This is a genomic window from Streptomyces sp. NBC_00466 (assembly GCF_041433995.1).
In the GTDB taxonomy this organism is placed as follows: domain Bacteria; phylum Actinomycetota; class Actinomycetes; order Streptomycetales; family Streptomycetaceae; genus Streptomyces.
Genome location: NZ_CP107896.1, coordinates 3,220,845 through 3,245,434 on the forward strand (window position 1 = coordinate 3,220,845; position 24,590 = coordinate 3,245,434).

At 66.5% G+C, this 24,590-nt stretch carries 22 protein-coding genes and 2 tRNA genes; 12 read left to right on the forward strand and 12 right to left on the reverse strand.

Annotation, left to right across the window (positions count from 1 at the left end; translation table 11 throughout):
• The first annotated feature begins 52 nt into the window (after nt 1–52).
• Complete coding sequence (locus OG210_RS14245; protein ID WP_328335524.1) at nt 53–544, forward strand: hypothetical protein; 492 nt, start codon at nt 53–55, stop codon at nt 542–544.
• A gap of 110 nt (nt 545–654) precedes the next feature.
• Here OG210_RS14245 and OG210_RS14250 read toward each other — a convergent pair.
• Nucleotides 655–727: transfer RNA gene (locus tag OG210_RS14250), tRNA-Ala, on the reverse strand.
• Nucleotides 728–878: 151 nt separating this feature from the next.
• On the opposite strand from OG210_RS14250, the gene OG210_RS14255 reads away from it, so the two are divergent.
• Nucleotides 879–1,427 (forward strand): DNA-binding protein, encoded by a 549-nt coding sequence (locus OG210_RS14255; protein WP_328328980.1) that lies wholly within the window; start codon nt 879–881, stop codon nt 1,425–1,427.
• 65 nt (nt 1,428–1,492) lie between these two features.
• Nucleotides 1,493–2,845, forward strand: coding sequence for a serine/threonine-protein kinase (locus OG210_RS14260; protein WP_328328978.1), 1,353 nt, complete (start codon nt 1,493–1,495; stop codon nt 2,843–2,845).
• 60 nt (nt 2,846–2,905) lie between these two features.
• Here OG210_RS14260 and OG210_RS14265 read toward each other — a convergent pair whose 3' ends face one another.
• From OG210_RS14265 to dnaA, 11 genes are all read right to left on the reverse strand, one after another.
• Entirely contained in the window at nt 2,906–4,216 is a 1,311-nt protein-coding gene (locus OG210_RS14265; RefSeq protein WP_371536804.1) for a hypothetical protein, read from the reverse strand.
• Between the two features lie 464 nt (nt 4,217–4,680).
• Nucleotides 4,681–4,815: a DLW-39 family protein gene (locus OG210_RS14270; protein WP_003958712.1), complete on the reverse strand. Its 135-nt coding sequence runs from the start codon at nt 4,813–4,815 to the stop codon at nt 4,681–4,683.
• Between the two features lie 152 nt (nt 4,816–4,967).
• Nucleotides 4,968–5,041: transfer RNA gene (locus OG210_RS14275), tRNA-Ile, on the reverse strand.
• Between the two features lie 59 nt (nt 5,042–5,100).
• Nucleotides 5,101–5,637 (reverse strand): DUF3566 domain-containing protein, encoded by a 537-nt coding sequence (locus OG210_RS14280; protein ID WP_328328974.1) that lies wholly within the window; start codon nt 5,635–5,637, stop codon nt 5,101–5,103.
• 93 nt (nt 5,638–5,730) lie between these two features.
• Nucleotides 5,731–8,361, reverse strand: coding sequence for a DNA gyrase subunit A (gyrA, locus tag OG210_RS14285; protein WP_328328972.1), 2,631 nt, complete (start codon nt 8,359–8,361; stop codon nt 5,731–5,733).
• A 41-nt stretch (nt 8,362–8,402) separates the two neighbouring features.
• Nucleotides 8,403–10,466 (reverse strand): DNA topoisomerase (ATP-hydrolyzing) subunit B, encoded by a 2,064-nt coding sequence (gene gyrB, locus OG210_RS14290; protein ID WP_371536820.1) that lies wholly within the window; start codon nt 10,464–10,466, stop codon nt 8,403–8,405.
• A gap of 365 nt (nt 10,467–10,831) precedes the next feature.
• Nucleotides 10,832–11,422 (reverse strand): DUF721 domain-containing protein, encoded by a 591-nt coding sequence (locus tag OG210_RS14295; protein ID WP_371536823.1) that lies wholly within the window; start codon nt 11,420–11,422, stop codon nt 10,832–10,834.
• On the reverse strand, nt 11,419–12,549 hold the full coding sequence (gene recF, locus OG210_RS14300; protein WP_371536826.1) for a DNA replication/repair protein RecF: 1,131 nt from the start codon (nt 12,547–12,549) through the stop codon (nt 11,419–11,421). Before recF ends, OG210_RS14295 begins: the two co-directional genes overlap by 4 nt.
• Nucleotides 12,550–12,579: 30 nt before the next feature.
• Nucleotides 12,580–13,458, reverse strand: coding sequence for a phosphogluconate dehydrogenase (NAD(+)-dependent, decarboxylating) (gnd, locus tag OG210_RS14305; protein WP_266855223.1), 879 nt, complete (start codon nt 13,456–13,458; stop codon nt 12,580–12,582).
• Between the two features lie 111 nt (nt 13,459–13,569).
• Nucleotides 13,570–14,700: a DNA polymerase III subunit beta gene (dnaN, locus tag OG210_RS14310; RefSeq protein ID WP_266855224.1), complete on the reverse strand. Its 1,131-nt coding sequence runs from the start codon at nt 14,698–14,700 to the stop codon at nt 13,570–13,572.
• A gap of 838 nt (nt 14,701–15,538) precedes the next feature.
• Nucleotides 15,539–17,299 (reverse strand): chromosomal replication initiator protein DnaA, encoded by a 1,761-nt coding sequence (gene dnaA / locus OG210_RS14315; RefSeq protein WP_328328961.1) that lies wholly within the window; start codon nt 17,297–17,299, stop codon nt 15,539–15,541.
• A gap of 364 nt (nt 17,300–17,663) precedes the next feature.
• Between dnaA and rpmH the strand changes: the two genes are divergently transcribed.
• From rpmH to OG210_RS14360, 9 genes are all read left to right on the forward strand, one after another.
• Nucleotides 17,664–17,801, forward strand: a complete 138-nt coding sequence (gene rpmH / locus OG210_RS14320) for a 50S ribosomal protein L34 (protein ID WP_030990579.1) — start codon at nt 17,664–17,666, stop codon at nt 17,799–17,801.
• Nucleotides 17,802–17,819: 18 nt separating this feature from the next.
• Entirely contained in the window at nt 17,820–18,191 is a 372-nt protein-coding gene (rnpA, locus tag OG210_RS14325) for a ribonuclease P protein component (RefSeq protein ID WP_328318504.1), read from the forward strand.
• The gene (yidD, locus tag OG210_RS14330; RefSeq protein WP_250302354.1) at nt 18,188–18,517 is read left to right on the forward strand and encodes a membrane protein insertion efficiency factor YidD; all 330 of its coding nucleotides are present in this window, start codon (nt 18,188–18,190) and stop codon (nt 18,515–18,517) included. The genes rnpA and yidD overlap by 4 nt, the downstream gene beginning before the upstream one ends.
• A 3-nt stretch (nt 18,518–18,520) precedes the next feature.
• The gene (gene yidC / locus OG210_RS14335) at nt 18,521–19,834 is read left to right on the forward strand and encodes a membrane protein insertase YidC (RefSeq protein ID WP_371536832.1); all 1,314 of its coding nucleotides are present in this window, start codon (nt 18,521–18,523) and stop codon (nt 19,832–19,834) included.
• 15 nt (nt 19,835–19,849) lie between these two features.
• On the forward strand, nt 19,850–20,362 hold the full coding sequence (locus tag OG210_RS14340; RefSeq protein ID WP_328328957.1) for a R3H domain-containing nucleic acid-binding protein: 513 nt from the start codon (nt 19,850–19,852) through the stop codon (nt 20,360–20,362).
• Nucleotides 20,363–20,469: 107 nt separating this feature from the next.
• The gene (gene rsmG, locus OG210_RS14345; protein WP_328328955.1) at nt 20,470–21,186 is read left to right on the forward strand and encodes a 16S rRNA (guanine(527)-N(7))-methyltransferase RsmG; all 717 of its coding nucleotides are present in this window, start codon (nt 20,470–20,472) and stop codon (nt 21,184–21,186) included.
• 250 nt (nt 21,187–21,436) lie between these two features.
• The gene (locus OG210_RS14350; protein ID WP_328335523.1) at nt 21,437–22,513 is read left to right on the forward strand and encodes an AAA family ATPase; all 1,077 of its coding nucleotides are present in this window, start codon (nt 21,437–21,439) and stop codon (nt 22,511–22,513) included.
• Entirely contained in the window at nt 22,510–23,622 is a 1,113-nt protein-coding gene (locus OG210_RS14355) for a ParB/RepB/Spo0J family partition protein (RefSeq protein WP_328328953.1), read from the forward strand. The genes OG210_RS14350 and OG210_RS14355 overlap by 4 nt, the downstream gene beginning before the upstream one ends.
• A 309-nt stretch (nt 23,623–23,931) precedes the next feature.
• Complete coding sequence (locus tag OG210_RS14360; protein ID WP_328328951.1) at nt 23,932–24,549, forward strand: GNAT family N-acetyltransferase; 618 nt, start codon at nt 23,932–23,934, stop codon at nt 24,547–24,549.
• Nucleotides 24,550–24,590 lie beyond the last annotated feature (41 nt).

Here is a 24,590-nt window from a genome sequence, read left to right on the forward strand (position 1 = left end):
TGTCGAATACGGGCAGGGGTACGAGTACGGGTACGGGAGTGCAGCTGTGGCAGTGACGGTAATCGCGGTGACCGGGCACATGGACCTGACCGAGGACACCGTGCCCATGGTCCGTACCGCGCTGAAGGAACTGCTCCACTCCTACGCCGCGGCCGGCCCGCTTATCGGGGTCTCCTGCATCGCGGAGGGCTCCGACTCCCTGTTTGCCGAGGCCGTCCTGGCCACCGGCAGCCGGTTGACCGTCGTCATTCCCTCCCGGGACTACCGCCGGAAGACCGTACGTCCCGGCCATGCCCCTGTCTTCGACCGCCTCGTGGACGCGTCCGACGATGTCGTCGTCATCCCTGAGGAATCCGCCGGCCGTGCGGCCTACGCCGCCGCCAACGCACTGCTCCTGGACCGTGCCGACCGTCTCGTGGCGGTCTGGAACGGCGAACCCCCGAGCGGCAAGGGCGGCGGCACCGCCGACGTGGTCCTCGCGGCACGGGCGAGGGGAATCCCGGTGGAGATCGTCTGGCCCGATGGAGCCCGCCGGAAGGGCTGAACCGCACTTCCGGACACCGACGACCGCTGCAACGTCCGTACCAACGGCAACACCAACAAGCAAAGACCCCTCCTGACCAGCATTTCCGCAGGTCAGGAGGGGTTTTCTTGTGGAGCCTAGGGGAGTCGAACCCCTGACATCTGCCATGCAAAGACAGCGCTCTACCAACTGAGCTAAGGCCCCGTAACGGGTTGGTGCGAGAACAAGAGTAGCGGGTCACAGGGGTGATCTCACAAAAGGATTGGGACTCCCGGTCAGTGACCACTCTCCGTAGGATGCACGAGGAGGTTCGCGGCAGCGAAGCCGCCGCCTGGGGAAGCGATGGGGAGACGCAATGGACGCAGCACAACAAGAGGCAACCGCGAGAGCGAGAGACCTTCAGCGCAGTTGGTACGGAGAGCCGCTGGGGGCGCTCTTCCGTCGCCTCATCGATGACCTGGGCCTCAACCAGGCCCGTCTCGCCGCAGTGCTGGGGCTGTCCGCACCCATGCTCTCCCAGCTGATGAGCGGCCAGCGCGCCAAGATCGGAAACCCCGCCGTGGTCCAGCGGGTCCAGGCACTTCAGGAGCTTTCGGGCCTGGTCGCCGACGGGAGCGTCAGCGCGGGCGAGGCAACGGATCGGATGGAAGAGATCAAGAAGTCCCAGGGCGGCTCCGTCCTCTCCACCACAGGTCAGACCACCTCCACGACGGGCGCGCCGACCGTGCGCCGGGTAGTGCGCGAGATCCAGTCACTGCTGCGCTCCGTATCGGCTGCCGGGGACATCATCGACGCGGCGAACGCCCTCGCCCCGACCCATCCCGAACTGGCAGAGTTCCTCAGGGTGTACGGCGCCGGACGCACCGCAGAAGCGGTCTCGCACTACGAGGCGCACCAGAGCTGAAGCCGAGGCTCAGCTGGCTGAGGCGCAGCTGACAGGGGGGCGGGCACAGAGCATGGGTACAGCGCATGGGTGAGGTCTTCGCCGGGCGGTACGAACTGGTCGACCCGATCGGACGCGGGGGCGTCGGAGCGGTCTGGCGTGCGTGGGACCACCGCAGGCGTCGTTATGTGGCTGCCAAGGTCCTCCAGCAGAGCGATGCGCACACCCTGCTGCGCTTCGTGCGCGAACAGGCGCTGCGCATCGACCACCCTCATGTGCTCGCCCCCGCCAGCTGGGCCGCGGACGACGACCAGGTGCTGTTCACCATGGAACTGGTGAGTGGAGGTTCGCTCGTCCAAGTCATCGGTGACTACGGTCCGCTGCCGCCACGGTTCGTCTGCACACTGCTCGACCAACTGCTGGCCGGGCTTGCTGCCGTCCACGCGGAAGGCGTCGTACACCGCGACATCAAGCCGGCGAACATTCTGATGGAAGCCACCGGGGCCGGGCGGCCGCATCTGCGGCTGTCCGACTTCGGCATCTCGATGCGCAAGGGCGAGCCACGCCTCACTGAGAACAACTATGTGGTGGGCACGCCCGGCTACTTCGCACCGGAGCAGATGCTCGGTGCCGAACCTGACTTCACAGCCGACCTGTTCGCGGTCGGCCTGGTCGCGCTCTATCTGCTCCAGGGCGCCCGGCCCGACTCCCGGGCCCTGGTGGAGTACTTCGCGGCCCATGGCACGCCCGGCGCACCTCAGGGCATCCCCGAGCCGCTGTGGCAGGTACTTGCCGGACTGCTCCAGCCGGATCCCCAGGCACGGTTCCGCACGGCGAACGGTGCCCGCAAGGCGCTGGCCACGGCAGCGGAACTGCTGGCCGGACCAGGCCCCGCCGAGGAGCCCGTCGAGGTCTCCGACCAGATCGGCCCACTGCCCAGCGGATTCGGCCCCGAGGGCCCCGTCCGGGAACAGAACGACCCTTCTCACCAGCGCGGGTCTCAGCAAGGATCCGGGTCGCAGCACGAAACCGCGTCCCAGCCCCCGGTACCGCAGACGACGACGCAGCCAGGGGCACCGGCCCACCCCCAGACCGAACAGCAGCCCGTACCCCATCAGCAGCAGCCACAGCACCCTGCGATGTCGGAGACAGGCAGCTTCCACCTCGCCCCGCCTCCCGGGCCGGCTGCCGCCCCAGCACCGGCACCGATGCCCACAGCCACCCCCGCGGTCCCGCATGCGGCCTCCCCCCTCCCTGCTCAGGCCCTGCACGAACAACCCCACACTGCTATGTACACCGCTCAGCCGTCGCAGGTTCCCACCCAGTCGGTGCCGGTCCCGCGCACACGCCCTGGGCCGCCGCCGAAGGTGATGGTCCCGGTCCTGGTGATCGCGCTGATCTGCTTCGCGGTGGGCATCTGGGCACTGACGCAGAGCTGACCCGGAGCCGACGGAAGGCCCAGGTCCGCTGCCGCCCGCAGCACGGCACCGCACAGTCGGCTACCAGGCGGAAGGGGGCCCGTACTGCGCCGGGGACCGCCGTCCCGGCTCCTGGGCCGTCGTTCCCGCGCGCCGCCTCGCGATCAGGGTCCACACGCCGAGTCCCAGCACCAGCACTGTGCCCGCGCTGATCCCAGCGATACCCACCAGCTTCATGGCGCCGTGGCCCGCGTCCTCATCGGCCGATGTCCCGTAGTGGGGCACCGCGCCCGCGTACGCCGGCGGCGGCCCCTCCACGCCCTTGACGCCCATCCTCAGCGTCAGCCCGTACTCCTTCTCCCCGAAGCTCTTCGCGACGTCCGGGCTGAGGGTGACCGCGAAATAGTAGTCACCGGCCATCCGCATCCCGCTGACCTCGTCGCGCACGCTGTACCGATTCCGGTACGCCACCGGTGGCAACGGGTCCGACGCGGCCGATTTCGGCTTCCCGTCGTACACCGTGTAGCCCGTGGTGACCGCGGACCGGACCGGGTTGTACAGCTGCACGTCGAGGGCGCTCGCGACGAAGCCGCTGCCCGCGGAGCTACCGAGATCAGCGCTGGCGTAGAGCTGCTGCCCCCAGCCGACCGGCACCCGGTAGAAACGGGTCTGACCGGGCTTGATCCGGTCGTCCCACACACCGGGCTTCAGCACGGCAGCATCATTGAACCCTGTGCCGCCCTCGGTCCGCTGTGCCGTGCCCGCCGGCGGAACGGGCGATGCGGACGGCCAGCTGCTCGGTGCCTCCGTCGGGCCCACCGAGCCGGACTTCAGTCCGGGCTCCGCATCGACGCGGATCTCCAGCCCCCACTCGTCCTGGGCGGAGCTGCCCTTGGTGGTCCTCTCGATCAGCACGTAGTACGGTCCCGCGGACTGGCAGGAGATGCCGTCCTTCTTGACTGTGCGCGTGGCATGAGCAGCGATCGGCCGGGGGTATGCGGCAGAGCCGAACACCGCGTCGTTGTCATTCCCGCAGGAGTTCCCCTTGAGGTCCTGGAGGGACACCTTGATGCCGTCGGCGTAGTCGACCTTCTCCTGCGGCCCGAGCCTGGGCACAGCCACGGCGGAGACGTACGCGTCGGATGTGGCGTCCAGCTCGACCTGGTAATAGAGCTGGCCGCCCGGCTTGATCGAGGAGCGGTAGGTCGAGCCGGCCTTGAGCTGCTTCGCATCGGTGCTGGCCACGGCCCCCGCCACCGTCGTCGCATGCTGGTCGAAGGCGTACGGACCGGGCTCACCCCCAGCCGCCGCCTGACCCGGAAACGCCCCTACCGAGCACACCGCCGCCACTGCGGCCAGCGCGACCCGGCCGAAGCTGCGCTGCCTTTTCACCTGATTCCCCCCGTTGTCCGCCCAGCAGCCAGGCGCCGCTCCGCCCAATGACCAACCCCGAGATCACCAGCATCACGAGGGCAACACCACGACCGCGGCAACGAGCGCGGTCCCGGCCCATCCTGCCCGTCCGTCATCACGTTGTCTGCGTGCACAGCTGGATGGTCCTTGCCGTTCCTGCCCGCCGGCCGTCGTCGGCCAGCCCGTTGTTCCACGTGAAACATCAGCGCCAGGATCCGACAGCCGAGCCCGGAACAGCACCTCGCAGGAGTCAGGAGAAGGGCCCCTGACAGCGTTACCCCGCAAGGAGCCGCCACGAGGTCGAGAGAGGGTCCTCCTCGGCCCACACGGCCCTCACAGCGCCCTGATTGCGAGGCAGACCAGGGATCCGGCGTCACAGGGCGAACGCGACAGGGCCCCGGCCGCAAAAAGCGGCCGGGGCCCTGCATTCAAGACGCTGTGTCTCACACACCCGAACCTGCGGGCACGGAGTCAGTCGCCTCCGTCCACAGATCCTGCTCGGCGCGATCCGCCTGGATCTGGCGGTACACGAGGAGCCCGCCAATGGCGGCCAGTGCGACCAGGAGAAGCTTCTTCACCGCGCTACCTCGTCTTTCCTTGACGTAAGGGACTTCTGGCGCCCGACTATACACACCGGCCGATACCGATCGGTGACCTAGTTCCCGTCCAACTATCGGGCCCGGTAATGCAGTCGGCCCGGACAGAAAACTGTCCGGGCCGATCTTCGCGGTGGGGCTAACAGGATTTGAACCTGTGGCCTCATCCTTATCAGGGATGCGCTCTAACCAACTGAGCTATAGCCCCGCGCTGCCCCTGAAGATTAGCGCACTCCAGGGCCAGTCCCAAAATCGATAGCTGAGCCTCTACTCGTCCTCGGCGAGGGTCAGCTCGACACCGCCGACAAACCCGGCCGACAGGTTGTAGATGAAGGCGCCCAGCGTCGCCAGTGCTGTGGCCAGCACCACATCGATCACCGCGATGACCGACGTGAACAGCAGCACCCGCGGCAGCGAGAGGAACGACTGAAGATCGAAGCCGCTGCCGTCACTTGAGCCGGTGGCCTCGCTGATGGTCCCGCCCACGGTCGAGAAGACTCCCATGGCGTCCATGACCATCCACAGCACCGCGGCCGCCACGATGGTGCAGACGCCCAGCGCGATGGACAGCAGGAAGCTGACCTTCATGACCGACCACGGATCGGCCTTGGCTACCCGCAGCCGGGCCTTCCGCGTGCGGGGAGTCGTACGCGCCCCGGTCCGTGGCCGACGTACTCCTGGCTGCGTACCGCCGCCCGTACGCTGACCACCCTGCGTACCGCCTGCCGACGGCGACGGGTAGGCCTGCGGAGGCTGGTACGGCTGCGACTGGTACTGCGGCTGGGCCCCACGCGTGTCCGTCACCGTTCCCCCTTGAGAGTCCGCGGCAGGGCCACGGGCACTGCGTGCTCCGGCTCCGGAAGCGGCCGCTCCGTCGCCCGTGGCTCCACTCACGTTCTACTCCTCGTGCTCCCCTGTCGAAGGCTCGGTGCCTTCGACTACCGCTTCGACCGTGTCAGCGCCGACCGAACCACTGTCGACCGCATCCGCTTCGCCGTCGACCGCGTCAATCTCTTCGGCCTCTCGGCCGGCCTCGGCGTTGCGAGCGATACCGACCACGGCATCGCGCTTGCCCAGGTTGATCAGTTGGACGCCCATGGTGTCACGGCCCGTCTCCCTGACTTCATTGACTCGCGTACGAATCACACCGCCGCCGAGCGTGATGGCGAGGATTTCATCCGTGCTCTCGACCACCAGCGCGCCGACCAGCGAGCCCCGGTCCTCCACGATCTTGGCAGCCTTGATACCCAGACCGCCGCGGCCCTGGACGCGGTACTCGTCGACGGGGGTCCGCTTGGCGTACCCACCGTCAGTGGCAGTGAACACGAAAGTACCCGGCCTGACGACATTCATCGAGAGCAGTTCGTCGCCCTCTCGGAAACTCATGCCCTTCACACCGGATGTCGCGCGTCCCATGGGCCGCAGCGCGTCGTCCGTCGCCGTGAACCGGATCGACTGAGCCTTCCTGCTGACCAGCAGCAGATCGTCCTCGGCCGACACCAGCTCGGCGCCGATCAGCTCGTCGTCGCTGCCGTCAGGGGTCTCCCGCAGGTTGATCGCGATGACGCCGCCGGAACGGGGCGAGTCATAGTCCTTGAGCGGTGTCTTCTTCACCAGGCCGCCCTTGGTGGCGAGGATCAGATACGGCGCCGCGTCGTAGTCACGGATCGCCAGGATCTGCGCGATCTGCTCGTCCGGCTGGAACGCCAGCAGGTTGGCGACGTGCTGGCCGCGCGCGTCACGGCCCGCGTCCGGGAGTTCGTAGGCCTTCGCCCGGTACACCCGGCCCTTGTTCGTGAAGAACAACAGCCAGTGGTGGGTCGTGGAGACGAAGAAGTGGGCGACGATGTCGTCCTGCTTCAGCTTGGTGCCCCGCACGCCCTTGCCGCCGCGCTTCTGCGAGCGGTAGTCCTCGGTCTTGGTGCGCTTGACGTAACCACCGTTCGTGATGGTGACGACAATGTCCTCTTCGGCGATCAGGTCCTCGATGGACATGTCACCGTCGAAGGGCACCAGCTTCGACCGCCGGTCGTCGCCGAACTTGTCGACGATGACCGCCAGTTCCTCGCTGACGATCTGCCGCTGGCGCTCGGGCGAGACCAGGATCGCGTTGTACTCGTTGATCTTCGCCTGAAGCTCGTTGTGCTCGGCCGTGATCTTCTGGTGCTCCAGTGCGGCCAGTCGGCGCAGCTGCATCTCCAGGATCGCGTTCGCCTGGATCTCGTCGATCTCCAGCAGGCCCATCAGGCCCTCGCGGGCGACTTCGACCGTCTGGCTGCGCCGGATCAGCGCGATGACCTCGTCGATCGCGTCGAGCGCCTTGAGCAGACCGCGCAGGATGTGGGCGCGCTCCTCGGCCTTGCGCAACCGGAACCTGGTGCGCCGGACGATGACCTCGATCTGGTGCGTCACCCAGTGACGGATGAACGCGTCGATCGACAGGGTGCGCGGTACGCCGTCGACCAGCGCCAGCATGTTGGCGCTGAAGTTCGACTGGAGATCGGTGTGCTTGTAGAGGTTGTTCAGCACGACCTTGGCGACCGCGTCACGCTTCAGCACAACGACAAGGCGCTGCCCCGTACGCGAGGACGTCTCGTCCCGCACATCGGCGATCCCGCCGACCTTGCCGTCCTTCACCAGGTCGGCGATCTTCTGCGCGAGGTTGTCGGGGTTGGTCTGGTACGGAAGCTCCGTGACCACCAGGCACTGGCGGTTCTGGATCTCCTCGACCGCGACCACAGCGCGCATCGTGATGGATCCGCGCCCGGTGCGGTACGCCTCCTCGATGCCCTTGCGCCCCACGACCAGGGCGCCGGTCGGGAAGTCCGGGCCCTTGATCCGCTCCAGCAGAGCGTCCAGGAGGTCCTCGTGCGAGGCCTCCGGGTTCTCCAGATACCACTGGGCGCCGGCCGCCACCTCGCGCAGGTTGTGCGGAGGAATGTTGGTGGCCATGCCGACCGCGATACCCGCGGAACCGTTGACCAGCAGGTTCGGGAACCTGGCCGGGAGAACCACCGGCTCCTGGTTACGGCCGTCGTAGTTGTCCTGGTGGTCGACGGTCTCCTCGTCGATGTCCCTGACCATCTCCATGGACAGGGGCATCATCTTGCACTCGGTGTACCGCATCGCGGCCGCCGGGTCGTTGCCGGGAGAGCCGAAGTTCCCGTTCGAGTCCACCAGCGGCATACGCATCGACCAGTGCTGGGCCAGCCGGACCAGGGCGTCGTAGATCGAGGAGTCGCCGTGCGGGTGGTAGGTGCCCATGACGTCACCGACGACACGGGCGCACTTGTAGAAGCCCTTCTCGGGCCGGTAGCCGCCGTCATACATCGCGTACAGCACCCGGCGGTGGACGGGCTTCAGACCGTCCCGCACGTCCGGCAGCGCACGGGACACGATGACGGACATCGCGTAGTCGAGATACGAACGCTGCATCTCCGTTTCGAGCCCCACCGGCTCGACACGCATACCGATGCCGGGGACAGCGGGCGGCTGTTCGGGCATCACAGGGGAATTCTCGTCGGCCATTGCTGGTCAAAGTCCTTTCAGTGCGGTCAGCCGAGACCGACTCAGATGTCGAGGAACCGAACGTCCTTGGCGTTGCGCTGAATGAACGAGCGCCGTGCCTCGACGTCCTCGCCCATCAGCACCGAGAACAGATCGTCGGCCTGTGCCGCGTCGTCCAGAGTCACCTGGCCGAGCACTCGGTGGTCCACGTCCATCGTCGTGATGCGCAGTTCCTCGGCGTTCATCTCACCGAGACCCTTGAAGCGCTGGATCGAGTCGTCCCTGACCCGCTTGCCACTCTGCTTGCCGAGCTCGACCAGAGCGTCCCGCTCCGTGTCCGAGTACGCGTACTCGAAGTCGTCCCGACCCCACTTGATCTTGAACAGCGGCGGGCGCGACAGATACACGTGCCCGGCCTCGACCAGCGGCCGCATGAACCGGAAGAGGAACGTCAGGAGCAGCGTGTTGATGTGCTGACCGTCGACGTCGGCGTCCGCCATGAGAATGATCTTGTGATAGCGCAGCTTCTCGATGTCGAAGTCCTCGTGGACCCCGGTACCGAACGCTGAGATCAGCGCCTGGACCTCGGTGTTCTGGAGGATCTTGTCGATCCGCGCCTTCTCGACGTTCAGGATCTTGCCGCGGATCGGCAGGATCGCCTGGTACATCGGGTTGCGCCCGGACTTCGCCGAACCACCGGCGGAGTCACCCTCGACGATGAAGATCTCGCACTTCGTCGGGTCGTTCGACTGGCAGTCGCTGAGCTTGCCCGGCAGCGAGGCACTCTCCAGCAGGCCCTTGCGCCGGGTCAGGTCACGTGCCTTACGCGCCGCGACCCGTGCCGTCTGCGCCTGGATGGCCTTGCGGATGATGTCGACGGCCTCGTTCGGGTTCCGGTCGAACCAGTCCGTGAGGTGCTCGTAGACGACCTTCTGCACGAAGGTCTTCGCCTCCGTGTTGCCCAGCTTGGTCTTCGTCTGGCCCTCGAACTGCGGCTCACCCAGCTTCACCGAGATGATCGCCGTCAGACCCTCGCGGATGTCTTCGCCGGAGAGGTTGTCGTCCTTCTCGCGCAGCAGCTTCTTCTCGCGCGCGTAGCGGTTGACCAGGCCCGTCAGAGCGGCCCGGAAACCCTCCTCGTGGGTGCCGCCCTCATGCGTGTGGATCGTGTTCGCGAAGGAGTACACGCCCTCGCTGTACTGCGAGTTCCACTGCATCGCGATCTCGGCCGAGAGGAGGCGCTCCTTGTCCTCGGCCTCGACGTCGATCACGGTCGGGTGGATGAGATCACCCTTGCGTGAGTTGAGGTACTTCACGAAGTCGACGATGCCGCCCTCGTAGTGGTACGTGACGGTGCGGACCTGCTCTTCCTCCGCGATCTCTCCCACGGTGTCCGCGCCCGCGGTGGCCTTCGCCGACTCGCGCTCGTCGGTCAGCGTCAGGGTGAGGCCCTTGTTGAGGAACGCCATCTCCTGGAAACGCCTCGACAGCGTCTCGAAGGAGTACTCGGTCGTCTCGAAGATGTCCCCGTCGGCCCAGAAGGTGACGGTGGTGCCGCTCTCCTCCGTCGCCCCGTTACGGGCCAGCGGCGCCGTCGGGACACCGAGCTTGTAGTCCTGCGTCCAGCGGTAGCCGTCACGCTTGACGTCCACCGAGACCTTGGCGGAGAGGGCGTTGACGACGGACACACCCACACCGTGCAGACCACCGGAGACGGCATAACCGCCGCCGCCGAACTTGCCACCGGCGTGCAGCACGGTCAGGACGACCTCGACGGCCGGCTTGTTCTCCGAGGGAACGATGTCGACCGGGATACCGCGGCCGTTGTCGACCACGCGCACCCCGCCATCGGCGAGGATCGTGACATCGATGGTGTCCGCGTGCCCGGCCAGGGCCTCGTCGACCGAGTTGTCGACGACCTCGTACACCAGATGATGGAGTCCACGCTCACCGGTCGAGCCGATGTACATACCGGGCCGCTTGCGGACCGCGTCCAGCCCCTCAAGGACAGTGATCGCGCTGGCGTCGTACGAGGCGGTTACCTCGCCGTGCTCACCGACAGTGGACGGGGGGATCTCATTGGGGTTGCCGGAATCGGCCACGAAGCGCCCTTTCTGGCACAGCACAGGCCTCTCCAGGGCAGGCAGGAGCGGCTGCGTCGTTCGACTTGTTCCGCGAGTGGCGGGATTGTCTCTCAGTCTACCGGTAGCGCAGACATCAATGGGGGTTTGCCGGTACCTGAGTCCACATGTGCCGCCCTGAACCGGCGCCGAACGACTCCCCATATCCAGGAAGGGGCTCCAAGAGGCTCACACGGGCTTTCAGCGCCTCGGGCTGTCAACCTCCCGCTACGGTGAGGGACACCCTCCGAGCAGTGCCCCATCCGGCACAATCCGACTGTGTGCTGTTTCACGTGAAACAGCACACATTTCGGTCTGGATCACAGAGGCGACCGGTGCGGAAACGGCGCCAGGGACAGGCCTCGCCGGCATCAGCCGTAGGTATCGCCCGGGCCCTTACTCCCAGGCGCCCGCAGCGGTCCGAACCGGCGTGGCGGCCCACCCGGCCCAAGAACCTTCAGCAGCTTCACCGTGCCATGACCCAGATCCGCGTTCAGCCGGGCCACCAGTTGCGGTGCCAGCAGCCTCAGCTGCGTCGCCCATGCAGTCGAATCGCACTGCACGGTCAGCACCCGGGCGTCCTCGTCGTAGCGCTGGGGGACACAGTGGTTCGCGAGGTCCTCGCCCACGATCTGCGGCCAGCGGCCCATCACCCCGCCCACCGCGGCCGGTGTCTCCCAGCCGCGCTCAGTGATCAGCCGGTTGATGGCGGCGCCCAGCGGCAGAGGGTCGCGCCCGTCAGCCCGCGCACCCGAGCGCAGTCCACCGCGCTTGGCCTGCTTCTTCTGCTGCGCGGCCGCCCCTCGCGCTTTCGCCTGCTCCTTGGCCGCCCGCAACGCAACCCGTGCCAGGTCGATCCCCGAGGACTCCGGAACCTTCGCCGATTCAGGCCCTGGTGGGAGGACGGGGCCGGGGCCGCTCGGTTGCCCGCCGTCCTCGCCCGGAAGGGGAGATCCACTCATACCCGGTCCACCGCCCCGTCCGAGACCGCGAACCGCACTCCCGCCAGGACACCCGGCACATCGTCGTCCACTGCCGCCGTCACCAGCACCTGTTCTCCCGGCGCCACCAGCTCGGCAAGCCTTTCCCTGCGCCGTACGTCCAGCTCCGCGAAGACATCGTCGAGCACCAGCACCGGCTCGTTGCCCTCGGTCCGCAGCAAGTCGTACGAAGCCAGCCGCAGCGCCAGCGCATACGACCAGGACTCACCGTGGCTCGCGTATCCCTTGGCCGGCAGCCGGCCGAGCTTCAGCACCAGGTCGTCACGGTGCGGACCGACCAGGGTCACGCCGCGCTCGATCTCCTGTTTACGGACCCCCACCAGGGCGGCGATCAACTGCTCGTACAGCTCGTCCTTCGACTGGACCGGATCGATGCCCTCACCCAGCGAGCTCCGGTACTCCAGCACAACCGGCCCGCCACCGGGCGCCACCTGCTCGTACGCCTTGTCGGCCAGCGGCTGCAACGTCGAGATCAGGTCCAGCCGCTGCGCCAGCAACTCGGCGCCCACACGCCCCAGATGCTGGTCCCAGACGTCGAGTGTGGACATGTCCATGGACCTGCCGCCGTGCCTGCGGGCCATCGCCGCGGACTTCAGCAGCGTGTTGCGCTGCTTCAGTACCCGCTCGTAGTCGGAGCGCACACCGGCCATCCGCGGCGAACGCGTCGTGATCAGCTCATCCAGAAACCGGCGGCGCTCACCCGGATCGCCCTTGATCAGGGCTAGATCCTCGGGCGCGAAGAGCACAGTCCGGACGATCCCCAGGACATCGCGCGGCCTGACCTGCGAAGACCGGTTGATCCGGGCCCTGTTGGCACGGCCCGGGTTGAGTTCCAGCTCGACGAGCTGAGACCGCTCGCCCTGGGTGACCGCGGCACGGATCACAGCCCGGTCGGCCCCCATCCGTACCATCGGCGCGTCGGAGGAGACCCGGTGGCTGCCGAGCGTCGCCAGATAGCCGACCGCCTCGACGAGGTTCGTCTTGCCCTGGCCGTTGGCGCCCACAAACGCGGTGACGCCCGGATCGAGAGGCACCTCGACCCGGGCGTACGAGCGGAAGTCGGCCAGCGACAGATGCGTGACGTGCATGAACCTGCGCCGACCTTCCCTACTGCTGGCTTACTTCTTGTTCTCGACCGCGTGGCCACCGAACTGGTTGCGCAGTGCGGCGATCATCTTCATCTGCGGAGAGTCGTCCTGGCGCGAGGCGAAGCGGGCGAAGAGCGACGCGGTGATAGCGGGCAGCGGAACCGCGTTGTCGATGGCGGCCTCGACCGTCCAGCGTCCTTCGCCCGAATCGGCGGCGAAACCGCGGAGCTGGTCCAGGTGCTCGTCGTCGTCCAGTGCGTTCACGGCGAGGTCGAGCAGCCAGGAACGGATGACCGTGCCCTCCTGCCAGGAGCGGAAGACCTCGCGCACGTCGGTGACGGAGTCGACCTTCTCCAGGAGCTCCCAGCCCTCGGCGTACGCCTGCATCATGGCGTACTCGATGCCGTTGTGGACCATCTTGGCGAAGTGGCCGGCGCCGACCTTGCCCGCGTGGACCGAGCCGAACTCTCCTTCGGGCTTGAGCGCGTCGAAGACCGGCTGCACCTTCGCGACGTTCTCCGCGTCCCCGCCGTACATCAGCGCGTAGCCGTTCTCCAGGCCCCAGACGCCACCGGAGACACCGCAGTCCACGAAGCCGATGCCCTTGATGCCCAGCTCGACCGCGTGCTTCTCGTCGTCGGTCCAGCGAGAGTTGCCACCGTCCACGACGACGTCGCCCGGGGAGAGCAGGTCGGCCAGCTCGTCGACGGTGGATTGGGTCGCGGCACCTGCCGGGACCATGACCCACACGACGCGGGGGCCCTTGAGCTTGCCCACAAGCTCTTCCAGGCTGTGGACATCGGCTACGTCCGGGTTGCGGTCGTAACCGATGACGGTGTGACCAGCGCGGCGGATGCGCTCGCGCATGTTCCCGCCCATCTTGCCGAGGCCGACGAGACCGAGCTCCATCAGAAGATCCTTAGTGACGTGGTGGCGTTTCGTACCCGCGTCCGAGCGTACGCCGGGACACCGGTACACACCTGCGGGGTAAGCCGCTCAGACGTACGGCCGCGAACCGGCTCAGCCCGACAGCCGCACGGGCATGATCAGGTACTTGTAGGCGTCGTCCGCCTCGGCATCGAGAGCAGGCCGGCCGCTGAGCAGCGCGGGCTTGGTCGACGTCGTGAAGGAGAGCTGGGCGACGGGGGAGTCGATCGCGCTGAGACCGTCCAGCAGGAAGGTCGGGTTGAAGGCGATCGAGATGTCGTCGCCGTCGAGCTTGGCGTCCACCCGCTCCACAGCCTGTGCGTCGTCGCTCGATCCGGCCTCCAGGATCAGCACACCCTGCTCGAAGCTGAGCCGCACCGGGGTGTTCCGCTCGGCGACGAGGGAGACACGCTTGACGGCCTCGACGAACGCGGGCGTCTCGATCACGGCGATCGAGTTGAACTCGGTCGGGAAGAGCGTCCGGTACTTCGGCAGGTCGCCTTCGAGGAGCCGTGTGGTCGTACGCCGGCCCGCGCCCTCGAAACCGATCAGACCCTCACCGGCGCCGGACCCGGACAGCGCGAGCGTCACGGTGTCACCGCTGGTCAGCGACTTGGCGGTGTCCAGGAGCGTCTTGGCGGGCACCAGCGCGACCGCGGATGCCTCCGGGTCCTCCGGCTTCCACAGGAACTCACGGACCGCGAAGCGGTAGCGGTCGGTGGACGCCAGGGTGACCCGGTCGCCCTCGATCTCGATCCGTACACCGGTGAGAACGGGCAGCGTGTCGTCACGGCCCGCGGCGATGGCCACCTGGGCCGCGGCAGAGGCGAAGACCTCACCGGGGACGGTGCCCGTCGCGGTCGGCATCTGCGGCAGCGCCGGGTACTCCTCCACAGGAAGGGTGTGGAGGGTGAACCGGGAGGAGCCGCAGACCACGGTCGCCCTGACCCCGTCCGTGGAGATCTCCACCGGGCGGTTGGGGAGGGCACGGCAGATGTCGGCGAGGAGCCGGCCAGAAACGAGGACGGTGCCGTGCTCCTCGATCTCCGCGTCGACCGAGACCCGCGCCGAGACCTCGTAGTCGAAGCCGGAGAGGCTCAGCGTGCCTTCCTCGGCCTTGAGCAGCAGGCCCGCAAGAACGGGCACCGGCGGACGGGCCGGAAGGCTGCGGGCAGCCCAGGCCACCGCCTCCGCGAGTACATCGCGCTCCACCCGGATCTTCACCGGAACCGCCTCCTGCTGTTGCTCGCTCGCCCTGCTGGCCTTCGTCGTCGGCTTCTCGCCGGGGACCAGTCTGACGTACGCCGCCGACAGTCGGTGCGCGTCGGGGTCAAGTCGTGCCGGGCGGCACCTGGGGCCCCGGCGGCGAGTTGTGCACAGCGCCCACTTCGAAGCCAATTCCCCGGTAACTCCAGGGGGTAGTAGTAGTAGGTGCTGTGGAAACCGTGGATAACCTCGTTTGCACAGCTCAGAGGCGCTTTTTTGTCCACCGCGCCTGTGGGTGGAGCCGGTGGAAAAGTGCGCGGGTCTGTGGACGGCGAAAAGTTCTGCACACCCGGTGCACAGGGGAGGGGGACTTCTCCCCAGCTCCGTCCCCAGCTTTACCCACCTTGCCCACAGCCCAACCAACCACCTTGGTGTGACGGCTTTCACTCGACCCGGTGATCGGGGGTGTTTCGTTGCCGAACAGTGGACAAGGGTGTGGAGAAGCTGGGGACAACAGGGCCCTGCCTGTGGGCCGACAGTGGACAACGAATCCCCAGGCCTGTGGAAGAAAAATCTGTCCACAGGCTGTGGACAGGAGTTGGCCACAAATCCACAACTGTCTGACCTGGCCTGATGGAGTCTCAGGCACTTCTCCTGTGGACACAATCTGGACAACTGATCAGTCCCCAGGGTGTGGACGGCCCATCCCCCTCAATGCTGTGGAGAACATACGCGCGCAGCCCCGTATTCGAACACCGTCGGTGTGAGGAACATGCGGAGAACGCCGGGGAACGACGAAGGGCGCCCCGGGAATCGAGTCCCGGGGCGCCCTTCGGAGGTTCTGGAAGCTGCTCGGTCAGCCGTTCTTGATGCGGTTGGTGAGCTCCGTGACCTGGTTGTAGATGGAACGCCGCTCGGCCATCAGCGCACGGATCTTCCGGTCCGCGTGCATCACGGTCGTGTGGTCACGGCCGCCGAACTGCGCCCCGATCTTGGGCAGTGAGAGATCCGTGAGCTCACGGCAGAGGTACATGGCGATCTGGCGGGCCGTCACCAGGACGCGGCTGCGCGAGGATCCGCAGAGGTCCTCGATGGTCAGCCCGAAGTAATCGGCCGTCGCCGCCATGATGGCGCTCGCGGTGATCTCCGGGGCCGCGTCCTCACCACCGGGGATCAGATCCTTCAGAACGATCTCGGTGAGCCCGAGATCGACCGGCTGGCGGTTGAGCGAGGCGAACGCCGTCACCCGGATCAGCGCCCCCTCCAGCTCGCGGATGTTGCGCGAGATGCGGGAGGCGATGAACTCAAGTACCTCCGGCGGGGCGTTGAGCTGCTCCTGGACCGCCTTCTTGCGGAGGATCGCGATCCGCGTCTCCAGTTCCGGCGGCTGCACATCGGTGGTGAGGCCCCACTCGAAACGGTTGCGCAGCCGGTCCTCCAGGGTCACCAGCTGCTTGGGCGGCCGGTCGGAGGAGAGCACGATCTGCTTGTTGGCGTTGTGCAGCGTGTTGAAGGTGTGGAAGAACTCCTCCTGCGTCGATTCCTTGCTCGCCAGGAACTGGATGTCGTCGACGAGGAGGATGTCGACATCGCGGTAGCGCTTGCGGAAGGTGTCGCCCTTGCCGTCGCGGATCGAGTTGATGAACTCGTTGGTGAACTCCTCGGAGCTCACGTACCGCACCCGGGTCCCCGGATAGAGGCTCCGGGCGTAGTGGCCGATGGCATGGAGCAGGTGCGTCTTGCCGAGCCCGGACTCCCCGTAGATGAAGAGCGGGTTGTACGCCTTGGCCGGCGCCTCGGCGACAGCGACGGCGGCCGCGTGCGCGAAGCGGTTGGACGCGCCGATGACGAACGTGTCGAAGAGGTACTTGGGGTTCAGCCGCGCCTGCGGCTCCCCCGGGCCGGGCGCCGGAGCGGGCTGCGCCGCCAGCGGTCCGGGAGCTCCACTGGGGGCGGGCAGGTGGCGCTGTGAGGACTGCGGGTCGCGGAGGTCGTGGCGATCGGGCCGCTGCTGCTCGTACTGCTGGTGGTCGGGCTGCCTGTAGTCGTGCTGGGACTGGGAGCGCGGGCCGGTGTAGGGGTCGCGCTCCTGGAAGCCGCCGAGCCGGGGCTGCTGCCAGGAGAGGTCCTCCTGGATGCGGGGCCAGGCTCCGGGGTCGGGCCGCTGCTGCTGATAGTCCGGGTATGCGGGCCGGGCCGTCGGCATTCCGTCGTCCGCCGGGCGGTGGCCGTATCCGTCGTACGTGTCGCCGTGCCGGGGCTCGTCGTGCTGCGGGTGCTGGTAGCGGGGCTGCTGTTGCTGCTGGGACTGCTGCATTGGCGGGGCCGGCGGGGAAGGCTCACCGATGGTGTCGTCCACCGTGATGGCGATCCGGATCGGGCGGCCGCATTCATGACTCAGCGTCTCGCTGATGAGGGGGGCGAGGCGCCCTTCGAGGACCCGCTTGCCCCATTCATTGGGGACGGCGAGAAGAGCGGTGTCCGCCACGAGAGCCAGAGGCTGGCAGCGCTCGATCCACTGCTTGTCCTTCGGCTCGATGTTTTGCTGGCCCTCGCCGAGGAGACGTTCGAGGACTCGTGGCCACACTGCGGCAAGATCGGCAGGTACGTCAGCCACAGGGCACGCTCTCTCGCAGGTCCCACGAATGTGTGGTTCTCGGGACGGGGGGTGAAGACAGGCAGGAAAAAGACTTGGGAGTTCCGCCAAGGTAGTCAGGGCGACCCGCACGGTTCAAGTTGTTGTCCACAGCCTGTGCACAGTGGGGGCCGACGTAAGGGCCGGTTTGACCGGATGGCGTAGCCGCGCGTACCGTGACCAGGTCGAGTTGTCGATGGCTGCTGCCGCCTGCCTCCGATGGGCAATGATCACGATCTGTGGTCGTGAAGCGGTGCACACGGGCGTATTCGCGAGCTACTCGTGGGCGCACGGTGACAGCCAGGCGATGTCCCGCCATCACCCGATTCATTTCTGGAGCCCCCGAGTGAGCAAGCGCACCTTCCAGCCGAACAACCGTCGTCGCGCGAAGACCCACGGTTTCCGTCTCCGTATGCGTACGCGCGCCGGTCGCGCCATTCTGGCGACCCGCCGTGGCAAGGGTCGCTCCCGCCTGTCCGCCTGATCTCGTACAGGTCATGACGTGCTGCCTACCGAGAATCGGCTGAGGCGGCGCGAGGACTTCGCAGCCGCAGTACGACGAGGGCGCCGAGCCGGTCGCCCGTTGCTCGTCGTCCATCTACGCAGCGGTACAACGGACCCGCATGTGCCTGGGGAGAGCACTCCCCCGACACGTGCGGGTTTCGTCGTAAGCAAGGCAGTGGGCGGAGCAGTCGTCCGCACCGCCGTGAAGCGGAAGCTTCGCCATCTGGTGCGTGATCGGCTCTCTCAGCTGCCCCCCGGTAGCCTGGTTGTCGTACGGGCGCTGCCCGGCGCGGGCACCGCCGACCATGCACAGCTGGCCCGAGACCTGGATGCCGCCCTGGCGCGGCTACTGGGAGGGGGCGCGCGATGAAATACCCGCTGCTGGCTCTCATCAAGTTGTACCAGTGGACGATCAGCCCGCTTCTGGGGCCTGTCTGCAGGTACTACCCGTCGTGTTCCCACTACGGATATACGGCTATCGACCGGCACGGTGCGGTGAAGGGAACGGCACTGACGGCCTGGCGCATCCTCCGATGCAACCCCTGGTCGCCGGGTGGCGTGGACCACGTTCCGCCGCGCAAACGTCCGCGTTGGCACGAACTGCTGCGCAATGCGTGGCGGACAAGCAAGGGCGGGCACTCCGGCCAGGAGACCGGCCCGGCCGCAGAGACCTCGCCCAATGCTCAAGGAGCCTGATTAGTGGACACGATTGCCAGTCTGTTCAGTTTTATCACTACCCCAGTTTCGTGGGTCATCGTCCAGTTCCACTCGCTGTACGGAGCCATCTTCGGCCCTGACACCGGCTGGGCCTGGGGCCTGTCCATCGTGTCCCTGGTGGTTCTGATCCGGATCTGCCTGATCCCGCTCTTCGTGAAGCAGATCAAGTCGACCCGTGGCATGCAGGCGCTCCAGCCGAAGATGAAGGCGATCCAGGAGCGCTACAAGAGCGACAAGCAGCGTCAGTCCGAAGAGATGATGAAGCTGTACAAGGAGACGGGTACCAACCCGCTCTCCTCGTGCCTGCCGATCATCGCGCAGTCACCGTTCTTCTTTGCGCTCTACCACGTGCTCTCTGCCATCGCCAATGGGCAGACGAAGGGGTACATCGACAAGCCGCTCCTGGAGAGCGCGCAGAAGGCGCACATCTTCGGTGCCCCGCTGGCCGCGAAGTTCTTGGACAGTTCGGACAAGGTGGCGGCGCTCGGTGCCTCGCTGACCGACGTCAGGATCGTCACCGCGGTCATGATCATCATGATGTCGGCGTCACAGTTCTACACGCAGCGCCAGCTGATGACGAAGAACGTCGACATGTCCGTGAAGACGCCGTTCATGCAGCAGCAGAAGATGCTGATGTACGTCTTCCCGCTGATGTTCGCCGTGATGGGTGTCAACTTCCCCGTCGGTGTCCTCGTGTACTGGCTCACCACCAACGTGTGGACCATGGGGCAGCAGATGTTCGTGATCCACCGGAACCCGACGCCGGGCAGCCAGGCACAGTCCGGCCTGCTGGAGCGGATGCAGAAGCACCTGATCGCGCACGGTGCGACGCGGACGCGTCACCAGCGCAACATCATCAAGGGCATTGCGTCCAAGGAGACAAAGGACCGCAACGAAGCCGAGCGTAAGTTCATCACTACGCTGAGCAAGTCCGGCCTTGTGGCCCAGGCCGATGGCACGGTGGAGAAGAGCGACGCGGCTGTGGCTGCCGAGGCCGAAGGCGTCACCCTGGCAGAGGCCGCGCCGAAGCGTCAGCAGCCCAAGCGCCAGACCAAGGCGAAGCGCCAGACGGGTGCTACCCAGGCGGGCCATGCGCAGACCGGTGAGGCGAAAGCCTCGGAGAAGCCCGCTGGCACCAAGGCGGCCGATGCTTCTTCCGAGAAGACCTCGCTGGACAAGGGCGAGGCGCAGGCCGACTCCGAGCCGGACTCCAAGCCCGCTTCCCGTAATGCACGCCAAGCCAAGTCCGGGCAGCGCAAGGGCCAGCAGCGCCCCAAGCACCCGTCCAAGAAGTAAGAAGGAGTCCATCCCGTGACGGAAGGCACCACCACCTCCGCCGCCGCTGAGGGCGACACACTGAGCAGGCTGGAGCAGGAAGGCGAGATCGCGGCTGACTACCTCGAGGGCCTGCTCGACATCGCTGACCTCGACGGTGATATCGATATGGACGTCGAGGCCGACCGTGCTGCGGTCTCGATCATCAGTGATGCGAGCAGCCGCGATCTTCAGAAGCTCGTGGGACGCGATGGTGAGGTACTGGAGGCCCTCCAGGAGCTCACCAGGCTCGCGGTGCACCGGGAGACCGGGGACCGCAGCCGGCTGATGCTGGACATCGCGGGCTTCAGGGCCAAGAAGCGTGAGGAGCTCGCCGCGCTGGGCGCCAAGGCGGCCGATGAGGTGAAGGGCTCCGGTGAGCCGGTCAAGCTCGACCCGATGACGCCGTTCGAGCGCAAGGTAGTGCACGACGCGATCGCTGCTGCCGGGCTGCGCAGTGAGTCCGAGGGCGAGGAGCCGCAGCGCTTCGTCGTTGTGCTTCCGGCCTGACCGGAGCATTGTTCTGTCGGCCCCGTCTGTTCGCAGGCGGGGCCGATCTTTGTCAGCCTGTTGTCAGCCATCCATGCGGTATCGCGCGGTAAGGAAGGACGGTCCCCGTGACCGAGTCAGCGGAGCTCCCCCAGGCGCCGGCAGTGGCGCATGAGGTTTTCGGGGAGTTCTTCCCGGAAGTCGTTCGGTACGCGGAGTTGCTGGCAGACGCGGGGGTCAAGCGCGGGCTGATCGGACCGCGTGAGGTGCCGAGGCTCTGGGAGCGGCACCTGTTGAACTGCGCGGTGCTGTCCGAGGTGGTTCCTCAGGGAGTGACCGTCTGCGATGTGGGCTCCGGCGCCGGGCTGCCGGGCATCCCACTGGCCCTGGTGCGCAGGGATCTGAAGATCACGTTGCTGGAGCCCCTGCTGCGGCGGACCAATTTCCTGCAGGAGGTGGTGGAGCTGCTGGGGCTCGACCATGTGACGGTTGTCCGTGGCAGGGCAGAAGAGGTCCTGGGCAAGCTTCCGCCGGTCCATGTAGTGACGGCCCGCGCGGTAGCTCCGCTGGACCGGCTTGCCGGGTGGGGTGTGCCGCTGTTGCGTCCGTACGGGGAGATGTTGGCTCTCAAGGGCGATACCGCTGAAGAGGAGATCCAGGGCGCGCGGGCAGCACTGAGCAAGCTGGGTGTGGTCGAGACTTCGGTGCTTCAGGTCGGAGAGGGGATCGTCGATCCGCTATCCACGGTGGTGCGGGTCGAGGTGGGGGAGAGCCCCGGAGGTGTGCGCTTCGCTGCGAAGCGGGCGAAGGCGGCTCGCGTGAGCCGGACCCGCAGGCGCCGTTAGGCGGGTGTGATGCCAGCAATGCCGCTAAAGCTGCTAAATAGGCTCAATTCGGAGTGTCGTGACGCTGTGACGTGACGGCGAGGGCATCTTGTTTCACGTGAAACGTCGCTCTCTGCTGCATGGGATCATCAGTCGCAGTCGCGCGGCCTCCACGCCGCGTGACCGTAGGCCCTTCGGGGTCACAGAGTTGTCCACAAAGGTGGATTCATCCACAGAAGAACATGCCTCGCTGGTTCACAACCCCGAAAGCATGGCAGGCTCTGTGCATTGTGAGCCTGAAGTCGAGGAGAGTGAATCCTTGCGGTCCGACGCCAACATCGCGGGACCGATGACCGATCCGGTCCCCGGTCCCCGTACCGAGTCGGCGGCAGAAGATGTTTCACGTGAAACACCGCCGCCGATGGACGACACCCCTATTGGTCGCGCTGCCCAACTGGCTGTAGAAGCTCTCGGTCGTGCCGGAGAAGGTCTGCCCCGGCCGGAGCAGACGCGCGTCATGGTGGTCGCCAACCAGAAGGGCGGCGTCGGTAAGACCACAACAACGGTCAACCTCGCCGCCTCACTCGCGCTGCATGGCGCGCGTGTGCTGGTGATTGACCTGGATCCTCAGGGAAACGCCTCCACGGCACTGGGGATCGACCATCACTCCGAAGTTCCATCGATCTATGACGTCCTTGTAGACAGCCGGCCGCTCTCCGAGGTGGTCCAGCCCGTTCCCGACGTCGAGGGTCTCTTCTGTGCCCCGGCCACCATCGATCTCGCGGGCGCTGAGATCGAGTTGGTGTCCCTCGTGGCGCGGGAGAGTCGCCTCCAGCGAGCGCTCCAGGCGTATGAACAGCCACTGGACTACATCCTTATCGACTGCCCACCATCCTTGGGCCTGCTGACTGTCAACGCGATGGTGGCGGGCGCTGAGGTGCTGATCCCGATTCAGTGTGAGTACTACGCACTTGAGGGGCTGGGGCAGCTGCTGCGGAATGTCGATCTGGTCCGGGGGCATCTCAACCCCGAGCTTCATGTGTCGACGATTCTGCTCACCATGTACGACGGTAGAACTCGTCTTGCCTCGCAGGTGGCAGATGAGGTGCGCAGCCACTTCGTCCGCGAGGTCCTGAAGACCAGCATTCCGCGGTCGGTTCGTATCTCGGAGGCCCCGAGCTATGGGCAGACGGTCCTCACCTATGACCCCGGGTCCAGCGGTTCGCTGTCGTACCTTGAAGCGGCCCGTGAGATCGCACTGCGAGGCGTCGATGTGCACTACGACGGCCGGCACGCACAAACGGGCAGTCAGAACAGTCAGCAGAGCATCTCGGAGGGGATCCAGTGAGTGAGCGACGCAGGGGGTTGGGACGTGGACTCGGTGCGCTGATCCCCGCCGCACCGCAGGAGAAGGTGGGGCTCGCAGGTGGCGAGGCATCGTCCACTGCCGGGGCTGCACCGGTGATGACAGCAGAGCGGGGTGTGGCGGCAGCGAAACTGGCGGCCTTGCCTACCGGGGCTGTTTCACGGGAATCGATTGTTCCTGCGCAGGAGTCGGCGCCCGTAGCCGTGGCGGAACAGGTGGGCCCTGCCGGTGCTTACTTCGCCGAGCTTCCGCTTGACGCGATCACCCCCAACCCGCGCCAGCCGCGTGAGGTGTTCGACGACGACGCTCTTGCTGAGCTTGTCTCCTCCATCAGGGAGGTGGGCCTCCTGCAGCCTGTCGTTGTACGTCAGGCCGGCGCCGAGCGCTTCGAGCTCATCATGGGCGAGCGGCGTTGGCGGGCCTGTCGTGAGGCGGGTCTGGAGCGCATCCCGGCGATCGTCCGGGCCACGGATGACGAGAAGCTCCTTCTGGACGCGCTGCTGGAGAACCTCCACCGTTCTCAGTTGAACCCGCTTGAAGAGGCCGCGGCTTACGATCAGTTGCTCAAGGACTTCAGCTGCACACACGATCAGCTCGCTGACCGGATCGGTCGCTCCCGGCCTCAGGTGTCCAACACATTGCGGCTGTTGAGGCTCTCGCCCCCGGTGCAGCGCAGGGTGGCTGCCGGAGTCCTGTCCGCAGGACATGCCCGGGCGCTCCTGTCGGTGGACGACTCCGAGGAGCAGGACCGGTTGGCGCACCGCATTGTGGCGGAGGGGCTCTCAGTCCGTGCGGTCGAGGAGATCGTCACGCTGATGCAGTCGCGTCCGCAGAGCTCTCCGAAGGCCAAGGGGCCGCGGGCTGGAGGGCGGGTGTCGCCGGCGCTCTCCGACCTTGCTTCACGGCTGTCGGACCGTTTTGAGACGCGGGTGAAGGTCGATCTGGGACAGAAGAAGGGGAAGATCGTCGTCGAGTTCGCTTCGATGGATGATCTGGAACGGATCCTCGGTTCGCTCGCTCCCGGCGAAGGACGAGTCCTGGAGAAGCGGCTCGCAGACGAAGCCGAAGCCGTCGAAGAGGACGAGGGCTGAGTCTGCGGCTGGCATCTGTTCAGAGGGCGGGGCGTCTCCGGTAGGCCGGAACACGCTCCGCCCTTTGCTTTCTCACGGTATCCGTCTGATCGCCGGGATGGATACGATGCGTTCTGGTATGGCGCATCCACCTTGATCCATCGCGGAGGGAGGGCAGGGGCCCATGCGAACGGTGAACCGCAGCCGACTGGTGACTGCTGGACTGGGGCTGGGAGTGGTCGGCGGATTCGTCGGCAGCCTGCTCAGGGAGTGGAGCGTGCTGAGCGCCGCTTGCGAAGCGGCGGGTGAGAGAAGTGAGGAACACCGTTCATGGGGCGTCGGCTCGTACCGCTCACGCTGGACAACCTTCCGGACCTTCCCAAGCGTTGCCGTTCATGTGTCTTCTGGGAGCTCGACCCAGTCAGTGGGGAAGCCGCGATAGAGGCCGGCACGCCGGAGCTGGAGAAGGAAGCATGGATCTCGGCCGTGCTGCTGGAGTGGGGTTCCTGCGGCCGGGTCGTCTACGTCGATGACATGCCGGTGGGTTTCGTTCTCTATGCGCCGCCCGCCTATGTGCCGCGCTCGCTTGCTTTCCCAACGAGTCCCGTCTCTCCCGACGCCGTGCAGCTGATAACGGCATGGATCACGCCGGGGTATCAGGGCCAGGGACTGGGGCGGGTACTGGTGCAGACGGTAGCCAAGGATCTGCTGCGAAGAAACTTCAAGGCGATCGAGGTATTCGGCGATGCTCGGTGGAAGGAGCCCGCGTGTCTGCTTCCTGCGGATCATCTGCTGGCGGTCGGGTTCAAGACGGTCCGGCCGCATCCGAACTACCCGAGGCTGCGGCTTGAGTTGCGTACAACTCTGTCCTGGAAGGAAGACGTGGAGCTTGCGCTGGACCGCCTTTTGGGCGCAGTCAAGAAGGACCCAGTACTGCGTCCGTTGTGAGGATCGCTCTCACAGAAGCCACCACAGCGCGAAAACAGGGG